The organism is Bdellovibrio sp. MYbb2, assembly GCF_056175685.1.
Map to the genome: position 1 here is coordinate 223,620 of NZ_JBJKJI010000003.1, position 16,609 is coordinate 240,228.

The 16,609-nt window shown below is 48.3% G+C and carries 14 protein-coding genes; 7 read left to right on the forward strand and 7 right to left on the reverse strand.

Annotated elements, in window-relative coordinates; genetic code table 11:
- Nucleotides 1-98: 98 nt before the first annotated feature.
- Complete coding sequence (locus tag AC04MQ_RS15020; protein ID WP_475392477.1) at nucleotides 99-605, forward strand: TetR/AcrR family transcriptional regulator; 507 nt, start codon at nucleotides 99-101, stop codon at nucleotides 603-605.
- Here AC04MQ_RS15020 and AC04MQ_RS15025 read toward each other — a convergent pair.
- Nucleotides 602-3,643, reverse strand: a complete 3,042-nt coding sequence (locus AC04MQ_RS15025; RefSeq protein WP_080602378.1) for an outer membrane lipoprotein-sorting protein — start codon at nucleotides 3,641-3,643, stop codon at nucleotides 602-604. The genes AC04MQ_RS15020 and AC04MQ_RS15025 overlap by 4 nt on opposite strands.
- Nucleotides 3,644-3,820: 177 nt before the next feature.
- Here AC04MQ_RS15025 and AC04MQ_RS15030 point away from each other — a divergent pair, with 177 nt between their 5' ends.
- Nucleotides 3,821-5,248, forward strand: a complete 1,428-nt coding sequence (locus tag AC04MQ_RS15030; RefSeq protein ID WP_015091095.1) for a hypothetical protein — start codon at nucleotides 3,821-3,823, stop codon at nucleotides 5,246-5,248.
- Nucleotide 5,249: 1 nt separating this feature from the next.
- On the opposite strand, the gene AC04MQ_RS15035 is transcribed toward AC04MQ_RS15030, so the two are convergent.
- Nucleotides 5,250-6,560, reverse strand: a complete 1,311-nt coding sequence (locus tag AC04MQ_RS15035) for a hypothetical protein (protein ID WP_015091096.1) — start codon at nucleotides 6,558-6,560, stop codon at nucleotides 5,250-5,252.
- Between the two features lie 62 nt (nucleotides 6,561-6,622).
- Nucleotides 6,623-7,306 carry a PilZ domain-containing protein gene (locus AC04MQ_RS15040; RefSeq protein WP_015091097.1) on the reverse strand — a complete coding sequence of 228 codons (684 nt, stop codon included), beginning with the start codon at nucleotides 7,304-7,306 and terminating at the stop codon, nucleotides 6,623-6,625.
- Nucleotides 7,307-7,381: 75 nt separating this feature from the next.
- Here AC04MQ_RS15040 and AC04MQ_RS15045 point away from each other — a divergent pair, with 75 nt between their 5' ends.
- Both AC04MQ_RS15045 and AC04MQ_RS15050 read left to right on the forward strand, forming a co-directional pair.
- Entirely contained in the window at nucleotides 7,382-7,963 is a 582-nt protein-coding gene (locus AC04MQ_RS15045) for an NADPH-dependent FMN reductase (protein ID WP_015091098.1), read from the forward strand.
- A 306-nt stretch (nucleotides 7,964-8,269) separates the two neighbouring features.
- Entirely contained in the window at nucleotides 8,270-10,135 is a 1,866-nt protein-coding gene (locus AC04MQ_RS15050) for a potassium transporter Kup (protein ID WP_041577578.1), read from the forward strand.
- Here AC04MQ_RS15050 and AC04MQ_RS15055 read toward each other — a convergent pair.
- Nucleotides 10,132-11,271: a patatin-like phospholipase family protein gene (locus AC04MQ_RS15055; RefSeq protein WP_041578324.1), complete on the reverse strand. Its 1,140-nt coding sequence runs from the start codon at nucleotides 11,269-11,271 to the stop codon at nucleotides 10,132-10,134. The genes AC04MQ_RS15050 and AC04MQ_RS15055 overlap by 4 nt on opposite strands.
- A 430-nt stretch (nucleotides 11,272-11,701) precedes the next feature.
- Between AC04MQ_RS15055 and AC04MQ_RS15060 the strand changes: the two genes are divergently transcribed.
- The gene (locus tag AC04MQ_RS15060) at nucleotides 11,702-12,292 is read left to right on the forward strand and encodes a YceI family protein (protein ID WP_015091102.1); all 591 of its coding nucleotides are present in this window, start codon (nucleotides 11,702-11,704) and stop codon (nucleotides 12,290-12,292) included.
- 58 nt (nucleotides 12,293-12,350) lie between these two features.
- Here AC04MQ_RS15060 and AC04MQ_RS15065 read toward each other — a convergent pair whose 3' ends face one another.
- Entirely contained in the window at nucleotides 12,351-13,268 is a 918-nt protein-coding gene (locus AC04MQ_RS15065; RefSeq protein ID WP_041577580.1) for a bestrophin family protein, read from the reverse strand.
- A 221-nt stretch (nucleotides 13,269-13,489) separates the two neighbouring features.
- Between AC04MQ_RS15065 and AC04MQ_RS15070 the strand changes: the two genes are divergently transcribed.
- Nucleotides 13,490-14,095, forward strand: a complete 606-nt coding sequence (locus AC04MQ_RS15070; RefSeq protein WP_475392478.1) for a hypothetical protein — start codon at nucleotides 13,490-13,492, stop codon at nucleotides 14,093-14,095.
- A 16-nt stretch (nucleotides 14,096-14,111) separates the two neighbouring features.
- On the opposite strand, the gene AC04MQ_RS15075 is transcribed toward AC04MQ_RS15070, so the two are convergent.
- On the reverse strand, nucleotides 14,112-14,402 hold the full coding sequence (locus AC04MQ_RS15075; protein WP_015091105.1) for a hypothetical protein: 291 nt from the start codon (nucleotides 14,400-14,402) through the stop codon (nucleotides 14,112-14,114).
- Nucleotides 14,403-14,813: 411 nt separating this feature from the next.
- Between AC04MQ_RS15075 and AC04MQ_RS15080 the strand changes: the two genes are divergently transcribed.
- The gene (locus AC04MQ_RS15080; protein WP_148278792.1) at nucleotides 14,814-15,791 is read left to right on the forward strand and encodes a hypothetical protein; all 978 of its coding nucleotides are present in this window, start codon (nucleotides 14,814-14,816) and stop codon (nucleotides 15,789-15,791) included.
- 137 nt (nucleotides 15,792-15,928) lie between these two features.
- On the opposite strand, the gene AC04MQ_RS15085 is transcribed toward AC04MQ_RS15080, so the two are convergent.
- Nucleotides 15,929-16,492 (reverse strand): M23 family metallopeptidase, encoded by a 564-nt coding sequence (locus tag AC04MQ_RS15085; protein WP_475392479.1) that lies wholly within the window; start codon nucleotides 16,490-16,492, stop codon nucleotides 15,929-15,931.
- Between the last annotated feature and the right edge of the window lie 117 nt (nucleotides 16,493-16,609).

Genomic DNA, 16,609 nt, shown 5'->3' on the forward strand with positions numbered 1-16,609 from the left:
ACCTTTGTCGCTTTATGGCGTTGACAGGAAATGAGGGTTTTTGTCGAATTCGGCAGCTTCCATTGACAGAATTCGGGTATTTTTGTCAAAATTGCAGGATGGCAACTGAATCGAAAGAAGAAATCTATTTTGCGGTCTGTAACGCTATTCTGAAGATGGAAGTGGCCAAAGGTCATTTACAGTGGACCTTGTCTGATATCTCCAGAGAATCCAACGTCACCCGGTCCTTGATTTACTATTATTTCGGGAAGGAAAAAGACAAGGTTTTGGAAGAGGCCTATAAATTCGTTATTTCTCATATCTTCAATATGGAGCGCACTAAAACTGTCGGCATTCGCGAGCGGCTGCGCGCTGTTTTGCGGGATGTGAAGAATATGCCTTATTTGTTTGTGCTTTATTATCTGGAGAAAAACGCCGGAACCCAGTTCGGCAAGATGATCAATGAGGCGGAAGCGTTGTTGATGAAAGCGATGAAAATCGAATTCCCAACTTTAAGCGAAGTTCAGATTCTGGAGATCTATCTGAAAGAGCTTGGGGCCATCGCGTTCCAGCTGCCGCCAGAACGGGTCGATGACCTGTTTGCTGATTACATCAAAAAGAACTAATCCTCAGCCAGCGCTTTCGGTGTAAAGCGCGCGGCCGTCAGCCCCTGGTCGATCTTCACCTGGGCCAATCCAATAACCGTGGCTCTTTTATTCTGGACATTTTTAATGCTGATCTTGGAAGCGCGCATTTTGCCTCCAGAGACTTTTTTGTATCCCGTGAAATCCAGGGTTTTTAAAAGTTTTCCCTGTTTGTCGTAACATTCCATCTTCACGGGAACATACTCGACCGATGAAACGTAGCTGATAATTTTGGAATAGGACGAAGAGGTGGCGTTGACGTCTGATTCCACAATCAGATATTTCTTGCCGCCGATTTCAGCCTCTTTTTTGATGACATTTTGCGCCGCCTGGTCGCGATTGAAATCAAAATCCTCGGTGGAAAGCTCAGACCCCAGGATGCCTCCTTGGCCCGATTCGCCGGTCAGGCGGCGGGTTTGTTTGGTTGAGGGCAGATAAATCCATTTGTCCTCTTGTTCACCTTTCAGGGTGGCCAGCAAGGCGGTGCCTTTTAAATCCTGCGGCTTTTGCATGCGCACCAGAAGATAGTGCTCTTTTTTTTGAGGGCTGAACCGCCAAATCTTCATTTCGCGGTCTTTGCTTGAGCCGTCGGCCTCGATGATCTTCATTTTCACGACGAACTGCTCATCCCGGGAACGCAGGCGCTGGCTCATTTCTTCACCCAACTTTTCCGCAGTGGGAAGCTGGGCATGCGTTGGAATTGGGGCCATTGCCACAAATAGTGTCAAAAGTATCATTGCTGTTGTTGCCATGACTTTCTCCTTTTTCCACGGTACGGGACCGAGCAACCAAGGGCAACTTTTCAGCAAGGTTGGAAGAAGAATCAAATCACCAACCAGTCCAGCGAGCATTGACAGTAGCATGTAGAAGCCAAAGATCCTGTTCATTGCAAAATAAGACGCCATAAAGACAGAGAAGCCTGCAAGCAGGGTCAGGCTTGAGATAAGACAAGGATTTCCCTCGCGCCACAGAGTGCGTTCGATTTCAAGCTCTTTGCTCTTGGACTTTTTCTGCATGTAACGAAGCCGCTCCAGCAAATAAACTGTATTGTTAAATGCCAACCCCAGCGCGATCGAAAAGATAATAGCGACACTGGGTTTGATGGGTGTTTGTGAAATTGCCAGAAAGCCCAGTAAAGCTGCCGGCGGCACCAGATTGGGAATACAGGCCACGATGGCCCAGCGAACAGAGCGGAAGACCACCACCAGCACCAGGGCGATTGCAATCATCGAATGCCAGAAGCCGAAAATCAGTTCTTTGGAAAGTTCATTGTTCAAGTGATGAATGGTCGAACCCATGCCTGTGACCTCGACATTCATCTGCGGGAAAGCCGCTTTGGCCTTTTCACGAATTTGATCCACCACAGAATGCAGCTGATTGGATGGCAGATCATAGGTCCGCACTGAGATCCGCGTGTTGGCAGAATCTGTAGTCAGGAAGTTCTTAAGCGGGCTTGCGCTGCTTAAGGAATAAAGGAAAAATATTTCGGCCGTTGATGAACGGCTGGCTGGCAGGCGGGAATGGTGCAGATTGGCGGCGGCCACCAGATCCGGAAGTCCCACGACGCTGCCGACACCTTCGACAGTGCGAAGTTCAGACAACAGTTGATCCAGACGCGCCAGTAATTTTGGTTCATTCCATGAATCTGCAGGCCCCTTGACTTCAATATCAACCGGAATCATTCCACCCAGTTCCCGATCAATGGTTTCAGTGGACAGGCGCACCTGGTGATTCGCAGGCAGGTCATCAAACAACCGGGCGGACCAGGAAAGCCCCTGACCTTTGATCGCCAATGCTGAACACACCAGGATGATTAAAAATGCCCAGATGCCCGAGCGGCGGAACAGATACAAGCCCCAGCGTGCCTTAGCCCAGGCCCAGTCGCGGGCTTTGGGGCCTTGCATAAAATAAAGCATAGGGAACAGGGTCATTGTCGTGACCAGCCAGCCAATCACAATGGCTCCGGCGGCGGTTACGCCATAGTCACGAATCAACGGAACCTTGGTCATCAACAGGCTTAAGAAGCCGATCATCGTGGTTGTGGAGGCAAAGAAATTGGGTCCCAGCAAAACTTTGAACGTGTAGACAACACGTTGCTGATGGGTCAGGTGTGGCTGGTTCTTTTGTTCTTCGGCGTAGCGCAGAAGTGTATGAATAATCAATGACACCACATCCACGGTGGTCAGAATCGGAATTGTTGTAGACAGGACTGAAAACGGATATCCAGCAAGTGCCATGATGGCCAGAACAATGATGTTGGCAAATATGATGGTCACAAATGAAATAATCAAAGGGGACCAATTGGCAAATATCAATCCCAGCACCAGAAAGCACGCCAGAAATCCCAGAACAACAAAATTACGGATCTCGGTCTGCAGCAGGACGCCCACATCGGTCTGGACGGCCGGAGTTCCGCCAATTTCAATGTGAGCAAAAGGCACAGCGGCGGTGGCCGTGACCTCCAGATTCTGGCGCAGACTGAGCAAGTCCTTCGTGTTCAGGGACTTGATGTTGACAATAACAGAGGCCGTTTTTGCATCTTCTGAAATCAGCGTCGGCGAAATCAGGGGATTGGCCAGGGTTTCAGTCTGCCATTTTTCATGGGGAAGATTTTGCAGCAGGGGGCCGACGCTCAGGCCCTCTTTATTGTTTACAGCACCCTGTACGGTGGCCAGGCTTAAGGTGCCTTTGACGCCGGGATAATTTGCCAGCAGATCCGTGAGGGATTTTAAACTCTGAATTTTATCGTGACTGAACCAGGTTTCGCCGTCTTCTTTGATCTTGGCGGTGACAATAAAGGGCTGGGCTTCTGAAAGCTGAAACACCTGTTTAGTATGTTCATCTCTTTGTAGCAGCGGATTATCCACTGGCAAAAATTGCTTTAAACTGTACTGCGTTTGTAAACCAGGCAGAGCGAACAGACCAAGGACAGAGGCCAGAAAAACAAAAAGAAGGGTAGAAATGCAGACTGTTTTGACGGAAACTTTTGAAAATATTTTGGCGATTGTCGTATTTATCATTGGAATGTCTTCTTTCGATTCTGCTTAAAAAAGTTCCTTTAGATTTTTCAGTTGAAGCCGTAACTTAGAAACATGATGTCTGACATGATGAGGAAACGAAGTTCTATGATGACAACAAAACTATCGGCCACGCTACTCACATTCTTAATAACTGTACCTGCATTTTCCAAAACAGTTGTGGAATCAGAGTTCGAACTGAAACTACCTAGACAATTCCAACAAAGTTTAATTGAAGAAAAGTGGAAAACACTCACGACTCGCGAGTTCACCGCAAACTGGCAATTTCCTGATCAGCAGGTTGTAAGTCAGGAAATCCCAGTCCACATTAAAGGCATTTCAATTGATATTAAGTCCCGCCTTGAAAAGCCCGCCCTGAGCGGTTCTCAGAGCGCCCTGGAGCTTTCATCCAAAGGTCTGGCGGCAGAACTCAAGATTGCAGAGGTCATGGTTGATCATCTGGTGGAGCGCAATGTGGGTGGCATTATCGGCCGTTTTCGCGTTCAGGCTCAGTGTAAGGATATTGTGCTGAATTTGAAATCCGGTGAAGGTCAGTTTGCAATGAAAGTGACTCCGAACGTGGGAAGCACACAAGCGGGCGCCAATGTTGATTCTGTGGCTCTGTCCTGGAATCCGGGCGCGTGGGTTGTGGCCGGCAATGTGCAATGTTCAGGGGCTGAAGGGTTCTCGGACATCTTGATGAACGAAGTCACTAAAATCACAAATGACTCGGCCAGCTTCGTGGAACCGCAAAAAGAACTTATTAAAAGCTATGTTCAAAAATATCTGGAAGGGGTGACCTTTGATTTCTCCGGCAGCCGCAAACTTGTTGTGGCCCGCCCGGATATTGAAGTCACAATGTCGGTTCAGAGTTTTCAGGATCTGGGCACAGAGGGCTTGCTGGCCAAAGGAACTTTGGCCGTGTCCTTCACTCGTGTCGCAGAGGATTCCAAAAAAGTTTTGAAACTGGATGAAGGTTCCGCGGTGTCTTCAAGCTCGGCATCTTTGCGTCTGCCGAAGGACTTTATCAATGTGGTTTTAAGTGAGGCTTATAAAGGTAATACCTGGCTGCATCAGATCAGTTCCAGCAAACTTCCGGGTTTTTCGACGATCATGAATTCCCGCTTTGTTCAGCTGTTTATCTGGCCTGAGCTGATGAACTATTCCAAGTCAGCCAAATTCCTGTTTGATCTTTATTCAGACAAGGATGTGCAAATCACCGGAAAAGGTTTGCAGTATTCTGTGAAAACAACCATGTATGCGAAAATGCAGGCCCCAAAATCCGGATCTTATATTTCGTTTATGAACTTCACTTTGCCATTCAATTCCAAAGTGACTTTGAAACTGGATGACGGAAAGGTGCAGGCAAAGTTTGTGAACCCGACTTTGGGAATGACGGGGGTCTATGATTCGACTTATATTTCCCGTTACAGTCCTTCGCGCCGCTTTAAGTCTGCCACCATCCGGGATCGTATTATTGATTCCCTGTGGGGGCAGTCGGTCAGCATGACTTTGCCGGATATCCCTGTGGCAGAAGGTTTGTCCTTGCAGGTCAACAAGCTGCTGACGACGGAATCTTCGGATTTGGTATTGCAGCTGACTCCGTAAATCAGAAAGAACGGCTTAAGGACAACGAATAAGAGTCGTTTTTTCCATAAACTCCCAAAGGAGTGTCGGCGGATCCCTGAATAAGGTCCGCCGTAATCGTCAACACCCACGCATCAAAAAAACGGCGGCTCAGCGAATACTGCTGATAAGTGCTTCCGTGGACGCTGTCATACAGTCCCAGCAAATTAAATCCCCAGACTTCTTTCCATGTCAGGCGGCCCCCGGCCATATAGGCACTGCGGAAGATTTCCGTAATAGACAGATTGGAGTCATTCTTCTTTTCCGTGTTCACGAAAGAGTATTGAAGAATACCGATCAACAGACCGCTTTCACCCAGATTGAAGGTCTTCTCAAGACCCAGCACATTTTCATTCGTCCATTTTTGCAGAGCCGGGTTGTCTTCCAGGCTTTGAGTATAGCTGCCAACAGTTTTAAAAAGCATGTTCCACTGATTCATCACAAAAGAAAGTCCCCCCTGACGAATGCGATAGTTATAGGTGTTTAAAAGAACATCCGGATCGACATCAATCACAGTTTTGGGTGAAACCTGTACGATGGTTCCGGTCACCACCGGCTCCACAAAGGGAAAGCTGGCAGCCCCCTCGTATCCCGTCAGGGCCACATCGATAAATTCACCTCTGCGCTGCAGGCGAAAGGCATAATTGTTGTCCAGGGCATTTCCCAGGCTCTGTCTTGAAGAATAATCATAACGCAGATTTTCGGGAAGATTCAGCACCAGATCGTTGTCGGCAGTCTGGGGCACGAAGATCTCCCGTGGCAGCCAGCGGCTTTCTGTGCCCGGCAGAAGTGATCCGCGATTCTGTGGGATATAGATCAGCTCCAGCTCCCAGCTTCCCATGGTTTGGGAATATGAAAGTGACAGCGCGCCCAGTTTTCGGCTGCGTAAGGGATCGAAATACTGTTTCGAGTTCACGATATCCACCGGGTTGTAGCCATCGGTCACACCCCAGGTGAAAAGATTGTATCCCGCCTGCAGGGAAGAGCTTTCCGTCTGGTAGCGGAGGTAGGCTTCGGAGGGATCAAAGAAATAGCGTTCTTCTTCAGAGTTGTTGTTCGGGGTGGCGACAAAAACGGGGCGCACGAAAAAACGCCAGGACTCAAGATACTTCCAGCGGTAAATCGGAATCAGTTCCAGACCATAAAGTTCCGAGTTGGTGTCTTCACCGTATTCTTCCGGGAAGGCTGTGGCCTCAAGCTTTGAATCCAAATGCAGGCTCCACTCTGTTTTGCGGGCGGCAAACACAGAGCCGGGCAGAATGATAATCACAAGAAAGGGAAGCAGCCACGACATTCCTGATAGATCATCATAGCGCCGGACTTTTTTCTATTTAAAGAGCTTTGATAGATGGCAGTTTAAACCATGGCAAACTTGCGCACGTATTCGATGATCGAACTTTTGAATTCTTCTGGTAAGCCGACAAAACGAAGTCCGGCATAGCCGTCGTTTCCGACATAAACCACTTCGCAAGTCGTGTTGATAGTCACAAACAGATTGGGACTGGTCAGCGTCCCTTTAAAGCGTTCGCCAATTTGCAGGTTCTGAGCATCGTTAACGCCCAGTCCGCCTTCGCTGATGGAAATCACCCGGCAGCTGAATTCGCCCTTGGGGCTTTCACAAGCCAGGGTTCCCACCATCGGCACACGCGGGTGGGAGCGACGGCTGATGCCCAGATCATCAACAATGCGGGGAATGGAATAGATTTCCTTCCAAACATTGGAATTATCCGCACACACATCCACCGCAGAAAAATCGGTCATGCCTTTCAGGAAAGAAATCAGGGCTGAGTATTTCATTGGAGGGCGGTCTTTGCCTTCCACGCGAACTTTCCAAAGTCCTTCAGGCTCATTGGCAGAAACCGCCGCTTGGCTTGAATCCTTCAATGACTGGCGCCACTTGATAGGGGTCATCCATTCGCTTTGCCCACGCCCCCAGATTTGAGCTTCCTTGGCAGAGGCCACACGGGATTCCACTTCCTGAACATCGAAAGGGCCGTTGACCTGTCCTTCGGTAAGCACGAACCAGTTTTTTGGATTCACGATGAAGCTCCTCGCAGTTGAGTCTTGTGTTTTATTACAGCGAAAGGTATATGACTTTGTCTAGGAGAATTACTCATGAAATACATCATCGCCGGTACAGACCGTCCCGATTCCAACACTCTTAAAGTTTCCAAAATTATCCAGGGAATCTATAAAGATCTGGGTGAAGCTGTTGAAATCATCGATCTGAAAGATCTGAAGCAGCATCTGCATGACGACATTCACTATGGAAAACCTTCTGAAGCTTTGCAGCCATACTTGAACAAGGTTCTTGGCAGCGAAGGTCTGATTGTGGTGTGTCCTGAGTACAATGGCTCTATGCCGGGCATTCTGAAGTACTTCATTGATCACTTGAAGTTCCCAGAGTCCTTCGAATATCGTCCGGTTTGTTTTGTGGGTTTGGGCGCGATGTTTGGCGCGCTTCGTCCGGTGGAACATCTGCAAGGGGTTTTCGGATACCGCAATGCCTTTATCTTCCCGGAACGCGTCTTTATGATGAATGTCTTTAAGATCATCAATGCCGAAGGGCAGTTGACGGACGAGTTGATGAAGTCCCTGTTGGTCAAGCAAGCCAAAGGATTCCAGAAGTTCACAGAGGCTTTGAAAGCCTATAAACTGGATGCGAACTCGTTTATTGAGAGTAAGAAGTCGACGTAGGTTGTCGGCTCGCGATCAATCTGTCATGAACGCGGCCCTCAAAGTAGATCAATCCCAGGATCAAGAGGGCTGCCAAAAACCATTTCGAGCGAAAAAGCGCATTCCGTGCCATAGATCTATGGTCTCAAAAAGCTCAAAATAAAGGCAACTGAACTTCCTGTAATGTAGTCAACGCGCGTCAAATCTTCATGGGGACTGCTGACATCATAGTGTAATTTCACTAGACTAAAACCTTGTTTCGACAACTTAGACGGGGTTTTTGGTATCGAAAATTCAGGCCATCACAAAAATAATTCCAATGTTTTAATGCTCGCCTTAGGCGCCCTTGGTGTGGTGTTCGGGGATATCGGTACAAGTCCTCTTTACGCCATGAAAGAGTGCTTCGGTCATTATGGACTGGCACCTACGCCTGAGAACGTGATCGGGATTCTGTCTTTGATTTTCTGGACCCTGGTTCTTGCGATCTGTATCAAGTACATGGCGTTCGTCCTCAGAGCAGACAATAAAGGCGAAGGTGGAATTCTTTCGTTGATGGCTTTGGCTGTGCGCAGCCAGCACTCTAAGGATGTTTCGCGCCGTCGCTGGGTCATGACAATTGTCGGTCTTTTTGGGGCCGCGCTTTTGTATGGTGATGGAATTATCACTCCGGCGATCTCGGTCCTTTCGGCGATGGAAGGTCTGACGCTGGTGGCTCCACAATTCCATCCGTATATTATTCCGTTAACGATCTTTGTGATGAATGCTTTATTCTTGATGCAGAAATACGGCACAGCTCGTATTGGCGTTGTTTTTGGACCGATTCTTCTGATCTGGTTCACAGTGTTGGGGTTGCTGGGTATTCGCGGGATGGCTGAAAATCTACATATCTTCGAAGCTTTGCTGCCACACCATGGAATCGAGTTCTTAATAAATAACGGAATGGCCGGATTCCTGGTGTTGGGTTCTGTGTTTCTGGTCGTGACGGGTGGCGAGGCCCTTTATGCGGATATGGGTCACTTTGGTAAAAGGCCGATCCGTCTGGCGTGGTTCTTTGTGGCTTTGCCGGCGCTGATATTGAATTACTTCGGTCAGGGTGCTTTGCTTTTGAATAATCCCGAAGCGGTTTCAAACCCATTCTACATGCTTGCGCCCAAGTGGGCGTTGCTTCCGATGGTCATGCTGTCCACGATGGCAACGGTGATTGCCTCTCAAGCCTTGATCACAGGGGTGTTCTCAATCACGCGTCAGGCGATCCAGCTGGGATTCTGTCCTCGTGTGAACATCATCCATACCTCCAGTCAGGAGATCGGACAGATCTATATCCCGATCGTGAACTGGTCCATGTTCATCGGTGTCATCTGGTTGGTATTGACGTTTAAAACATCAAGCAATCTTGCTGCGGCTTACGGAATAGCAGTCACGGGTGCGACAACAATCACGACAATCCTGGCCTTTGAAGTGGCCCGTCAAAAATGGAAGTGGAGTCTGTTGAAAGCTTCCGCCATCTTTGGCAGTTTCCTGGTGATGGATCTGGCCTTCTTTGGTGCCAACGTTCATAAGATCCCGCATGGTGGTTGGGTGCCACTGATGATTGGCGCGATCATTTACCTGTTAATGACGACCTGGCAAAAAGGGCGTCAGATTTTGTTCCGACGTCTTAAAGAACGTTCCATGCCGATTGAGGACTTCTGTCAAAAGCTTCTGCGTGAGCCGCCTCTGCGTGCGCCGGGCACGGCGATTTATATGGCGGGTGACCCTTGGGGTGTGCCAGCGCCGTTGCTGCACAACATGAAACATAACAAGGTTCTGCATCAGCGCGTGGCGATTCTGACCATTCAGACCAAGGAAGTTCCGTTTGTTTCCAAACGTGATCGTATTTCCATTCAGGAAGTCATTCCCAATATCTATCGCATTATTGCCAACTACGGCTTTATGGAAATTCCCAAGATGAAACATATTCTTGAGGCCTGCCGTCAGCGTGATATCAACTTTAACGTGAATGAAACGACCTTCGTTTTGGGTCGTGAAACCATCATCGCAGAAAAAGGACCCAACCGTCCGGGTGAAACCGGCATGGCGCACTGGCGTGAACGTCTGTTTGCGATCATGTCCAAGAATGCCCAGCGACCGACAGCCTTCTTCCGCATTCCACCGAATCAGGTGATTGAAGTCGGAATTCAGGTCGAGATTTAATCTTCATGGAGCAGGCGCAAAACCTGCTCTTTGACGTTCATGCCGTCCTTGTATCCTATTTCAATCAAATCCGTGGAATAGGATTTTTCAAACAACAGAAAGCTTGCGATCTCGCTGGCTTCCTGCAAAGTCCCCAGACCCCGCAGCAGATAACGAATCATCGGCGGCAGGTTTTCAGTTTTCATCGAGGCGACTTCACCCAGATCCACTGATGGGGAAATCCACAGGTGTTTCACAGGTTTTACCGACACATTATCAAGTTCACTGGCAGCAATTTTCTGCAGATTTAAATTAATCCTTTCAATGCGTTCTATGTCGGCTTCCAGACCATCCATCATAACCGTGTTCAGAATCACACTGACGACCCGGGCAATGGACGGGGACTCGTGAGTGTTTACTTTTTGCGAGGCAAAGCAGATGTCCTGTTTCTTGCGAACACCGATGGCAATCAGTTTGCGCGCCCCCATATAAATCGCCGGCGCACAAGGGGACTGGTTGCGAATACTGCCATCTCCGAAGAATCGTCCGTCCACCGTGGTGGCGGGAAAAAGCAACGGGATAGAGGCTGAAGCCATCACATGTTCTGCAGTGATCTTTCCTGCAATACCCACTTTGCGCACACGGGTCCAGGTGGGGATTTTTTCTTCCCCTTGAATGAAAGTGACAGTGGAGGTTGTGAAATAGTCCAGCGCTGAAATCGCCACCGCACGGAATCGTTTGGCGTCGATGTTTTTTTGAATATTGCCGAAATCACAGTTTTTTCTGATCAGTTCGTGCAGCGGTTTTGTTTCCAGCAAAGATCGATGAGGCGAAGATTTTTTCATTCCGCCCATGGACAGATCCATCAGCCACTGAATGCCGCCTTTTGATAACGAAAAAATATCGCTGACATAAACTTGCTCGGCGCTGATGCCGGTCCAGAGCTCGGTGAGTTTGGCTGTCGCAGCACCAATGTGGCAGTTGTCGGCAGTCGTCAGGAAAGCTGTGTTGATGGCGCCCGCACTGACGCCGGTGTAGTAGGAAAAAGGATAAGCAATGCCTTCCTGGCGGCTGATTTCAGCCAGAGCGTTGATGACTCCTGCCTGGTAAGCGCCGCGGGCTCCGCCGCCTGATAAAACAAGACCGAGGGATGACAAGGTGGCCCCCTTTCTTTTGTCTTTGATTTTAAGAGGCAACAGACAGCGTGGACAGACGTTTTCTGGACTTGCAGAAAAATACAGATAAGCGATACTGAAGTCGAACAAGGCCACAGTAATCTTTATTCGGTTGCTGGTCCCATTGAAGGGAAACCTGCCTTGTAAAAGGGAGTCAGATCGACTCCCTTTCTATTTTGTCTGAACGATGCAGTTCACGGCTCCATCCAAATGAAAAAGAATTGAAACTGCGCCCCTTTGGTATTCCTTGAGTGCTAAGGAGTGCTTTGAATGCAATGTGCCCCGAAAGTCCTGACGATTGGATTTAGGGAGAGGTTTTCTTTTCTGTGTTGATCTCTGTTACATTATGCGGGAAAGTTTTGATGGTTAACAGTGAAGCTAAACAACGGGAATTGCGAAGGAGAAAATGCAAATGTTTAAAACTGTTTTGGCTGCGTTCGTATTGGTAGTGGCTGCTCATGCACAAGCGGCTGATGTTTATAAAATTGATACTAAAGCCAGCTCTGTGGCATGGAAAGGCACTAAAAAAGTGGGCGAATCCCACAATGGTGGCATCTCCGTAAAAGAGGGCGAAGTGACTGTTGATAAAGGTCAGTTGACCGGTGGTAACGTGGTTGTTGACATGACTACGATCACAAATGCTGACGTGAAAGATGCAGGCTACAACAAGAAGCTTGTAGGTCACTTGTCCACTGAAGATTTCTTCAACGCAGGCAAGTTCCCAACTTCCACTTTTAAAATCACTTCCGTAGCTCCATCCAAAACCAAAGGTGAAGTTTTGGTAAAAGGTGAATTCACTATGATCGGTGGTACTCACCCGATCGAGTTCCCTGCAAAAGTGACTGTTGATAAAGGTGTTGCAACTGGTGAAGCTGTTGTGAAAATCGACCGCACTAAATGGGGTCTGAAATACGGTTCTGGCAACTTCTTCAAAGAACTTGCTGGCGACAAAATCATCAACGACGAGTTCGAATTGACTTTGAAACTTGTTGCGAAAAAATAGTTTTCTTTTATAAAGACAAACTTGAAAAGGCATCACGGGTTTCGTGATGCCTTTTTTATTAGTTGAACACGAACTGACCTTGTCCGTGTTTTTGGTGCGGGATTTTTTCTCCGCGCATTTCCTGTACGCTGACCTCGATGGTTTCGCACATTTGATTTAATGCCAGGTCATTGTCCTCAGTCCCAAAGGGCTCTTCAATCTGATTCACGATCGCATCCAAAGCCATAAAGGTGTAAGCCACAAATGTACAGATCAACGGGGTCATCCAGCCAATGCTGTCCATCAGTCCAAACGGCAAAAGCACGCAGTAAATATAAACCGTGCGATGCAAGAGCACGGCGTAAGGATACGGGATCGGGGTGTTGGCGATGCGCTCACAGCCCCCGACAATGTCAGACATGTCGTTCAGGTTCTTGTCGAACATGCCGGCCGTGATGCTGTCGATACGCCCGGCATTCTTTTGATCCTGAACCCATTGGCCTAAATGACGTAGCAGCACCGCGGGTTTGTATTCCGCCTTGGACAGCTCCGTCGTCAGTTCCGGAGTCAGGCGTTGCAAGTCAGCCATGGCGTCGGTTTTGCGCAGCTGGTGTTTGGTGCAATAAGCAAAGGCGATGATCAGCTGCAGGAATCGGCGACTTTCCGTGTGATTGGCGTCAAGGCCTGTGAATGTCAGCGCTTGCCGGGTCAGGGATCTGGAAACATTCAGCAGCGATCCCCACAGCTTACGCCCTTCCCAGAAACGGTCATAGGCGGCCGAATTGCGAAACCCCAAAAAGATCGCCAGGGCAATCCCCATCAAAGTGAACGGCGTGGGGTTCAGAGAGACTTTGACTGAAAAAAACACGCCGTGAAAGTAAATCACCAGCGCAGAAAGAATGAAGATAAAAATCAGGCGCGGCAGAATCTCGGGCAGAACCGAGCCTTTCCACACCAACAGCATTTTAAACCAGTTGTATTTGGGCCGAATGACCATCGTGAACACCTCGATGAAATAAGCCTAGGCCCCCGGGGAATGTCTGTCAAAGAGCTGAGCGACAGGGGGCGCAAAGTGTTCGAACCGGGGTGGAGTGTTTTGTTCTGAGACGCGTTTCACAGTGAGAATAAGAAAGGATTTCCGGCAGTTCCGCTGTTTATGCTCTTGGCGAAGCCTTTGCACTTTCAAAGTTCGAAGTCCATCGAACAAGGAGTGGCTAAATGAAGAAAACCAAAATGATCTTTGCAGCTTTGCTGGCAGGCAGTCTGAAGACCGCGTGTGCGAAGAAGGATTCTGAATTTGCCGCCCGCTATGCGAAAAACAAAATGGGTGCAAGTGTTGTCGATGGAGCAAAGACCCAGGAAGCTGGCGAACAAGCCGCAGCTCAAGGGCTGGAAGCCGACATCGTGGGGGTTAAACGATACTGGACACCGCAAGGGCAGCCAGGCCCCCGCGTGGTGATGGCGACCATTTTGATTAATAACACCGAGTTCCCGGTGACCAGTCATCACTATAGCACCGAAATCGTGGATGGCAGTGTGGATGTGAACGGCTACAACGTTCGCTATCACGCGATGTGTGGCAATGATGAGTGCAATCCTTATTATGCCGCGATGGAAGTTTATCAGAACGGGCGCATCGTGATTCAGGAAGGTATTCGCATTTACTTTGATAAAACCAAACCCGAGCATCAGGATCTTTATCAGTGGCTTTCTCCGGGCAATGAATTGCCTTTGCTGGGCTCAAGCCAGACGGATCCTCGTGGCATGGTCGGGTACCTGAATCAGGCGGTCACAGGTGGCAGTTCTTCCAGCCTGATTAAATAAGAATTCAAATAACAGACTATTTTAAGGAAGAGTCCCGCAAGGCATTCTTCCTTTTTTCGTTTTGGATTTCCAGATCCAGCAATTCGGATAAAAAGCCGTGGCGGCTCTTTACTTGACTGTCGATCTTGGCCAGGCGGGTGGCGAGGTTGTTAAACAGCCGTTCGATCTCGGAATCGTTTTCCAATCGACCTTCCTCTTCTTTGATTTCTTCAATCAGGCGCTCCACTATAAAGAGGGCTCCGTTGAGGTTGACTCCGACATCATGCAGAAAAGCCCGTTCACGGCTGAGTTCTTGAGCATCGGCCATAAGAACCTCCTTCATATTAGTATTCAAAGGTCCCATCAGGCCGGCAACTTGTAGGTTTACATGGGCCAAAGTGGCACTGAATTTTCTTCATAGTCTTCTGTCATTAGCACAAGGTGAAAGTGTAATGATACAAAAGGACACCACCTCATAATGACAAAAATGTCCTCAGATCGAATTTAAGAGCAAATGGCACAAAGTTTTTTTAAATATCCGTCAAGATTTGCTTTGCCGCTCGACCAAAGTCATGGCACCTTACTTGCTTATTGGGCTATGTGGCTCCAAATTGGGACCATTTTTGGCACTGAGGATAAAGGAATTATCCGGAGTCCGAATTAGTTAAATGAAAATTAAACGTCGAAAGACGGATAACAAATTAAGAAACATAATTAACCATTATTGAAAGGGAAAACAGTGAAAACACAAATTTTGATGTCACTGATTTTGGCGGGGTCTATGGTTGCGGTTTCTGCTCAGGCAGAAGAACAAAACCAAAATGCAAACACTAGCACTGTAAAAGTGTCTGATGTTCAAAAGTCTGAAGAGAAAAAAGAAGACATCGATCAAGAGATCACGAATGCTCGTATGCGTTCTGAACTTGGTTCCAAGTCTCAATGGTCTTTCAAATCCAGCCTTGGTTACAACGGCGGCTCTTTGCAAAAACCTTTCGATTCTATCCGTCCTAACTACCGCGCTTCTGCGACAATCGAGTCTTTGACTGCTTTGTCCGGTAACGTAGGTGTTAACTACCGTGTATCCAAAGGTGGTAACCTTTCTTTCGGTACTGGCGTAGTTATCATGGCTCCACTTGAAGGCGATATCACTAAGGATTTCCAAGATCCACGCGCTTCCAGAAAAGGTGCTGATGTAAAACGTACTCAAGTTTCCACTCCATACATGGACTACAGCCACGGTTACCGTGCAATGGACATGCAGATGATCTCCAGCGTGACTTACTCTCACTACACTGAAGAAGATCAAACTGATTACTACAACCTGATGGGTAACCTGTCTGTAAGCCAAACTGTGCTTGCTGATTTCGGTGATTCCAAATGGCAGGGTGGTGTGTCTTTGTCTCTTGATAAAGATATCGCTAAAGGCTCCTTCTCTGTTGCTGGCGATTCTCGCTATGACTACGGTGTAGGTCTGTTCCCGTTTGCTGAATACGCTTTCAACGACGACTACTCTTTCAGAACAGTATTTGGTTACTTCCAATTTGCTAAGTACGAAGAGCAGGGCGACCTGATCCAAATGGAGCCATACCAGTCTGTTGGTGTTGGTATCTCCGTTACTCGTGACATCTACGTTTATCCAAACGTACAGTTCACTCCTAAAGACATCCGTTCTGACAGAACAAACGTAGCAGTTTCTGCTAACTTGAACTTGTTCTAATTCCTGAACGAAATTAGGAAAATTAAAAGGCTGCCCCTCGGGGTGGCCTTTTTTATTTCTTAAACATAAAGACGTTCAAGCTGGACGTTTCGGAATATAAAAAACCCGCTTTTATGAGCGGGTTTTGCTTTTAAGATTTATAGTTGTGCCGTGACTGAAGGAAGAAGCGGAAGCGGGTCAATCGGTCCGCGGTCCTTTCTGACTTCAAAGTGCAGGTGAACCCCGGTGGCGCGTCCTGTGCGGCCCATGGCGCCGACAACTTCGCCTTGACGGACCTTCTGGCCTTCCGCGACCAGGATCTTGTCAAAGTGAGCGTAAAGAGTCGCCCAGCCGTTGCCAGACTCGATCAGGACCATCTTTCCGTAACCACGGAACTCACGACCTGCATAGATCACGGTGCCAGCCTGGGAAGCCAAAATAGGCGTTCCTTTAGGCGCTGCCAGATCAATACCCAGATGCGGGCGGCGTTTGTTAGGTAAGAACCCACGGGTCATGCGTGCGCGATCCACAGGCCAATCAAAGGTCAAAGACTGTTCGATGCGGGGGCTGTGATCTGAAGCGGCCACACGGGCGTTAGTTCCGCCGTTGGGTGCCAGATATTCGCGTGAAAGGGGTGTGTGAAAAGTCGTACAGGAACCCAAAGTTCCCAACGTGGCAATGCATCCTGCAAATTTAACGAGCTGATTCCATCCTGGTGTCATAGATTGAGTATACGACATAAGCCCTTGGATCCAAAGAATTTTTTGACCAAAGGCCAGCTTAAAATAAAGGCATTTTTACTGGTTAAAACCATAAAAAAAGCCCTCAGATTTCTGAGG

Bases quoted from the DNA above. Each gene is read 5' to 3' on its own strand.
- AC04MQ_RS15020 (WP_475392477.1), top strand. From the start codon at position 99: ATGGCAACTGAATCGAAAGAAGAAATCTATTTTGCGGTCTGTAACGCT.
- AC04MQ_RS15025 (WP_080602378.1), bottom strand. From the start codon at position 3,643: ATGATAAATACGACAATCGCCAAAATATTTTCAAAAGTTTCCGTCAAA.
- AC04MQ_RS15035 (WP_015091096.1), bottom strand. From the start codon at position 6,560: ATGTCGTGGCTGCTTCCCTTTCTTGTGATTATCATTCTGCCCGGCTCT.
- AC04MQ_RS15045 (WP_015091098.1), top strand. From the start codon at position 7,382: ATGAAATACATCATCGCCGGTACAGACCGTCCCGATTCCAACACTCTT.
- AC04MQ_RS15050 (WP_041577578.1), top strand. From the start codon at position 8,270: ATGCTCGCCTTAGGCGCCCTTGGTGTGGTGTTCGGGGATATCGGTACA.
- AC04MQ_RS15060 (WP_015091102.1), top strand. From the start codon at position 11,702: ATGTTTAAAACTGTTTTGGCTGCGTTCGTATTGGTAGTGGCTGCTCAT.
- AC04MQ_RS15065 (WP_041577580.1), bottom strand. From the start codon at position 13,268: ATGGTCATTCGGCCCAAATACAACTGGTTTAAAATGCTGTTGGTGTGG.
- AC04MQ_RS15070 (WP_475392478.1), top strand. From the start codon at position 13,490: ATGAAGAAAACCAAAATGATCTTTGCAGCTTTGCTGGCAGGCAGTCTG.
- AC04MQ_RS15075 (WP_015091105.1), bottom strand. From the start codon at position 14,402: ATGGCCGATGCTCAAGAACTCAGCCGTGAACGGGCTTTTCTGCATGAT.
- AC04MQ_RS15085 (WP_475392479.1), bottom strand. From the start codon at position 16,492: ATGACACCAGGATGGAATCAGCTCGTTAAATTTGCAGGATGCATTGCC.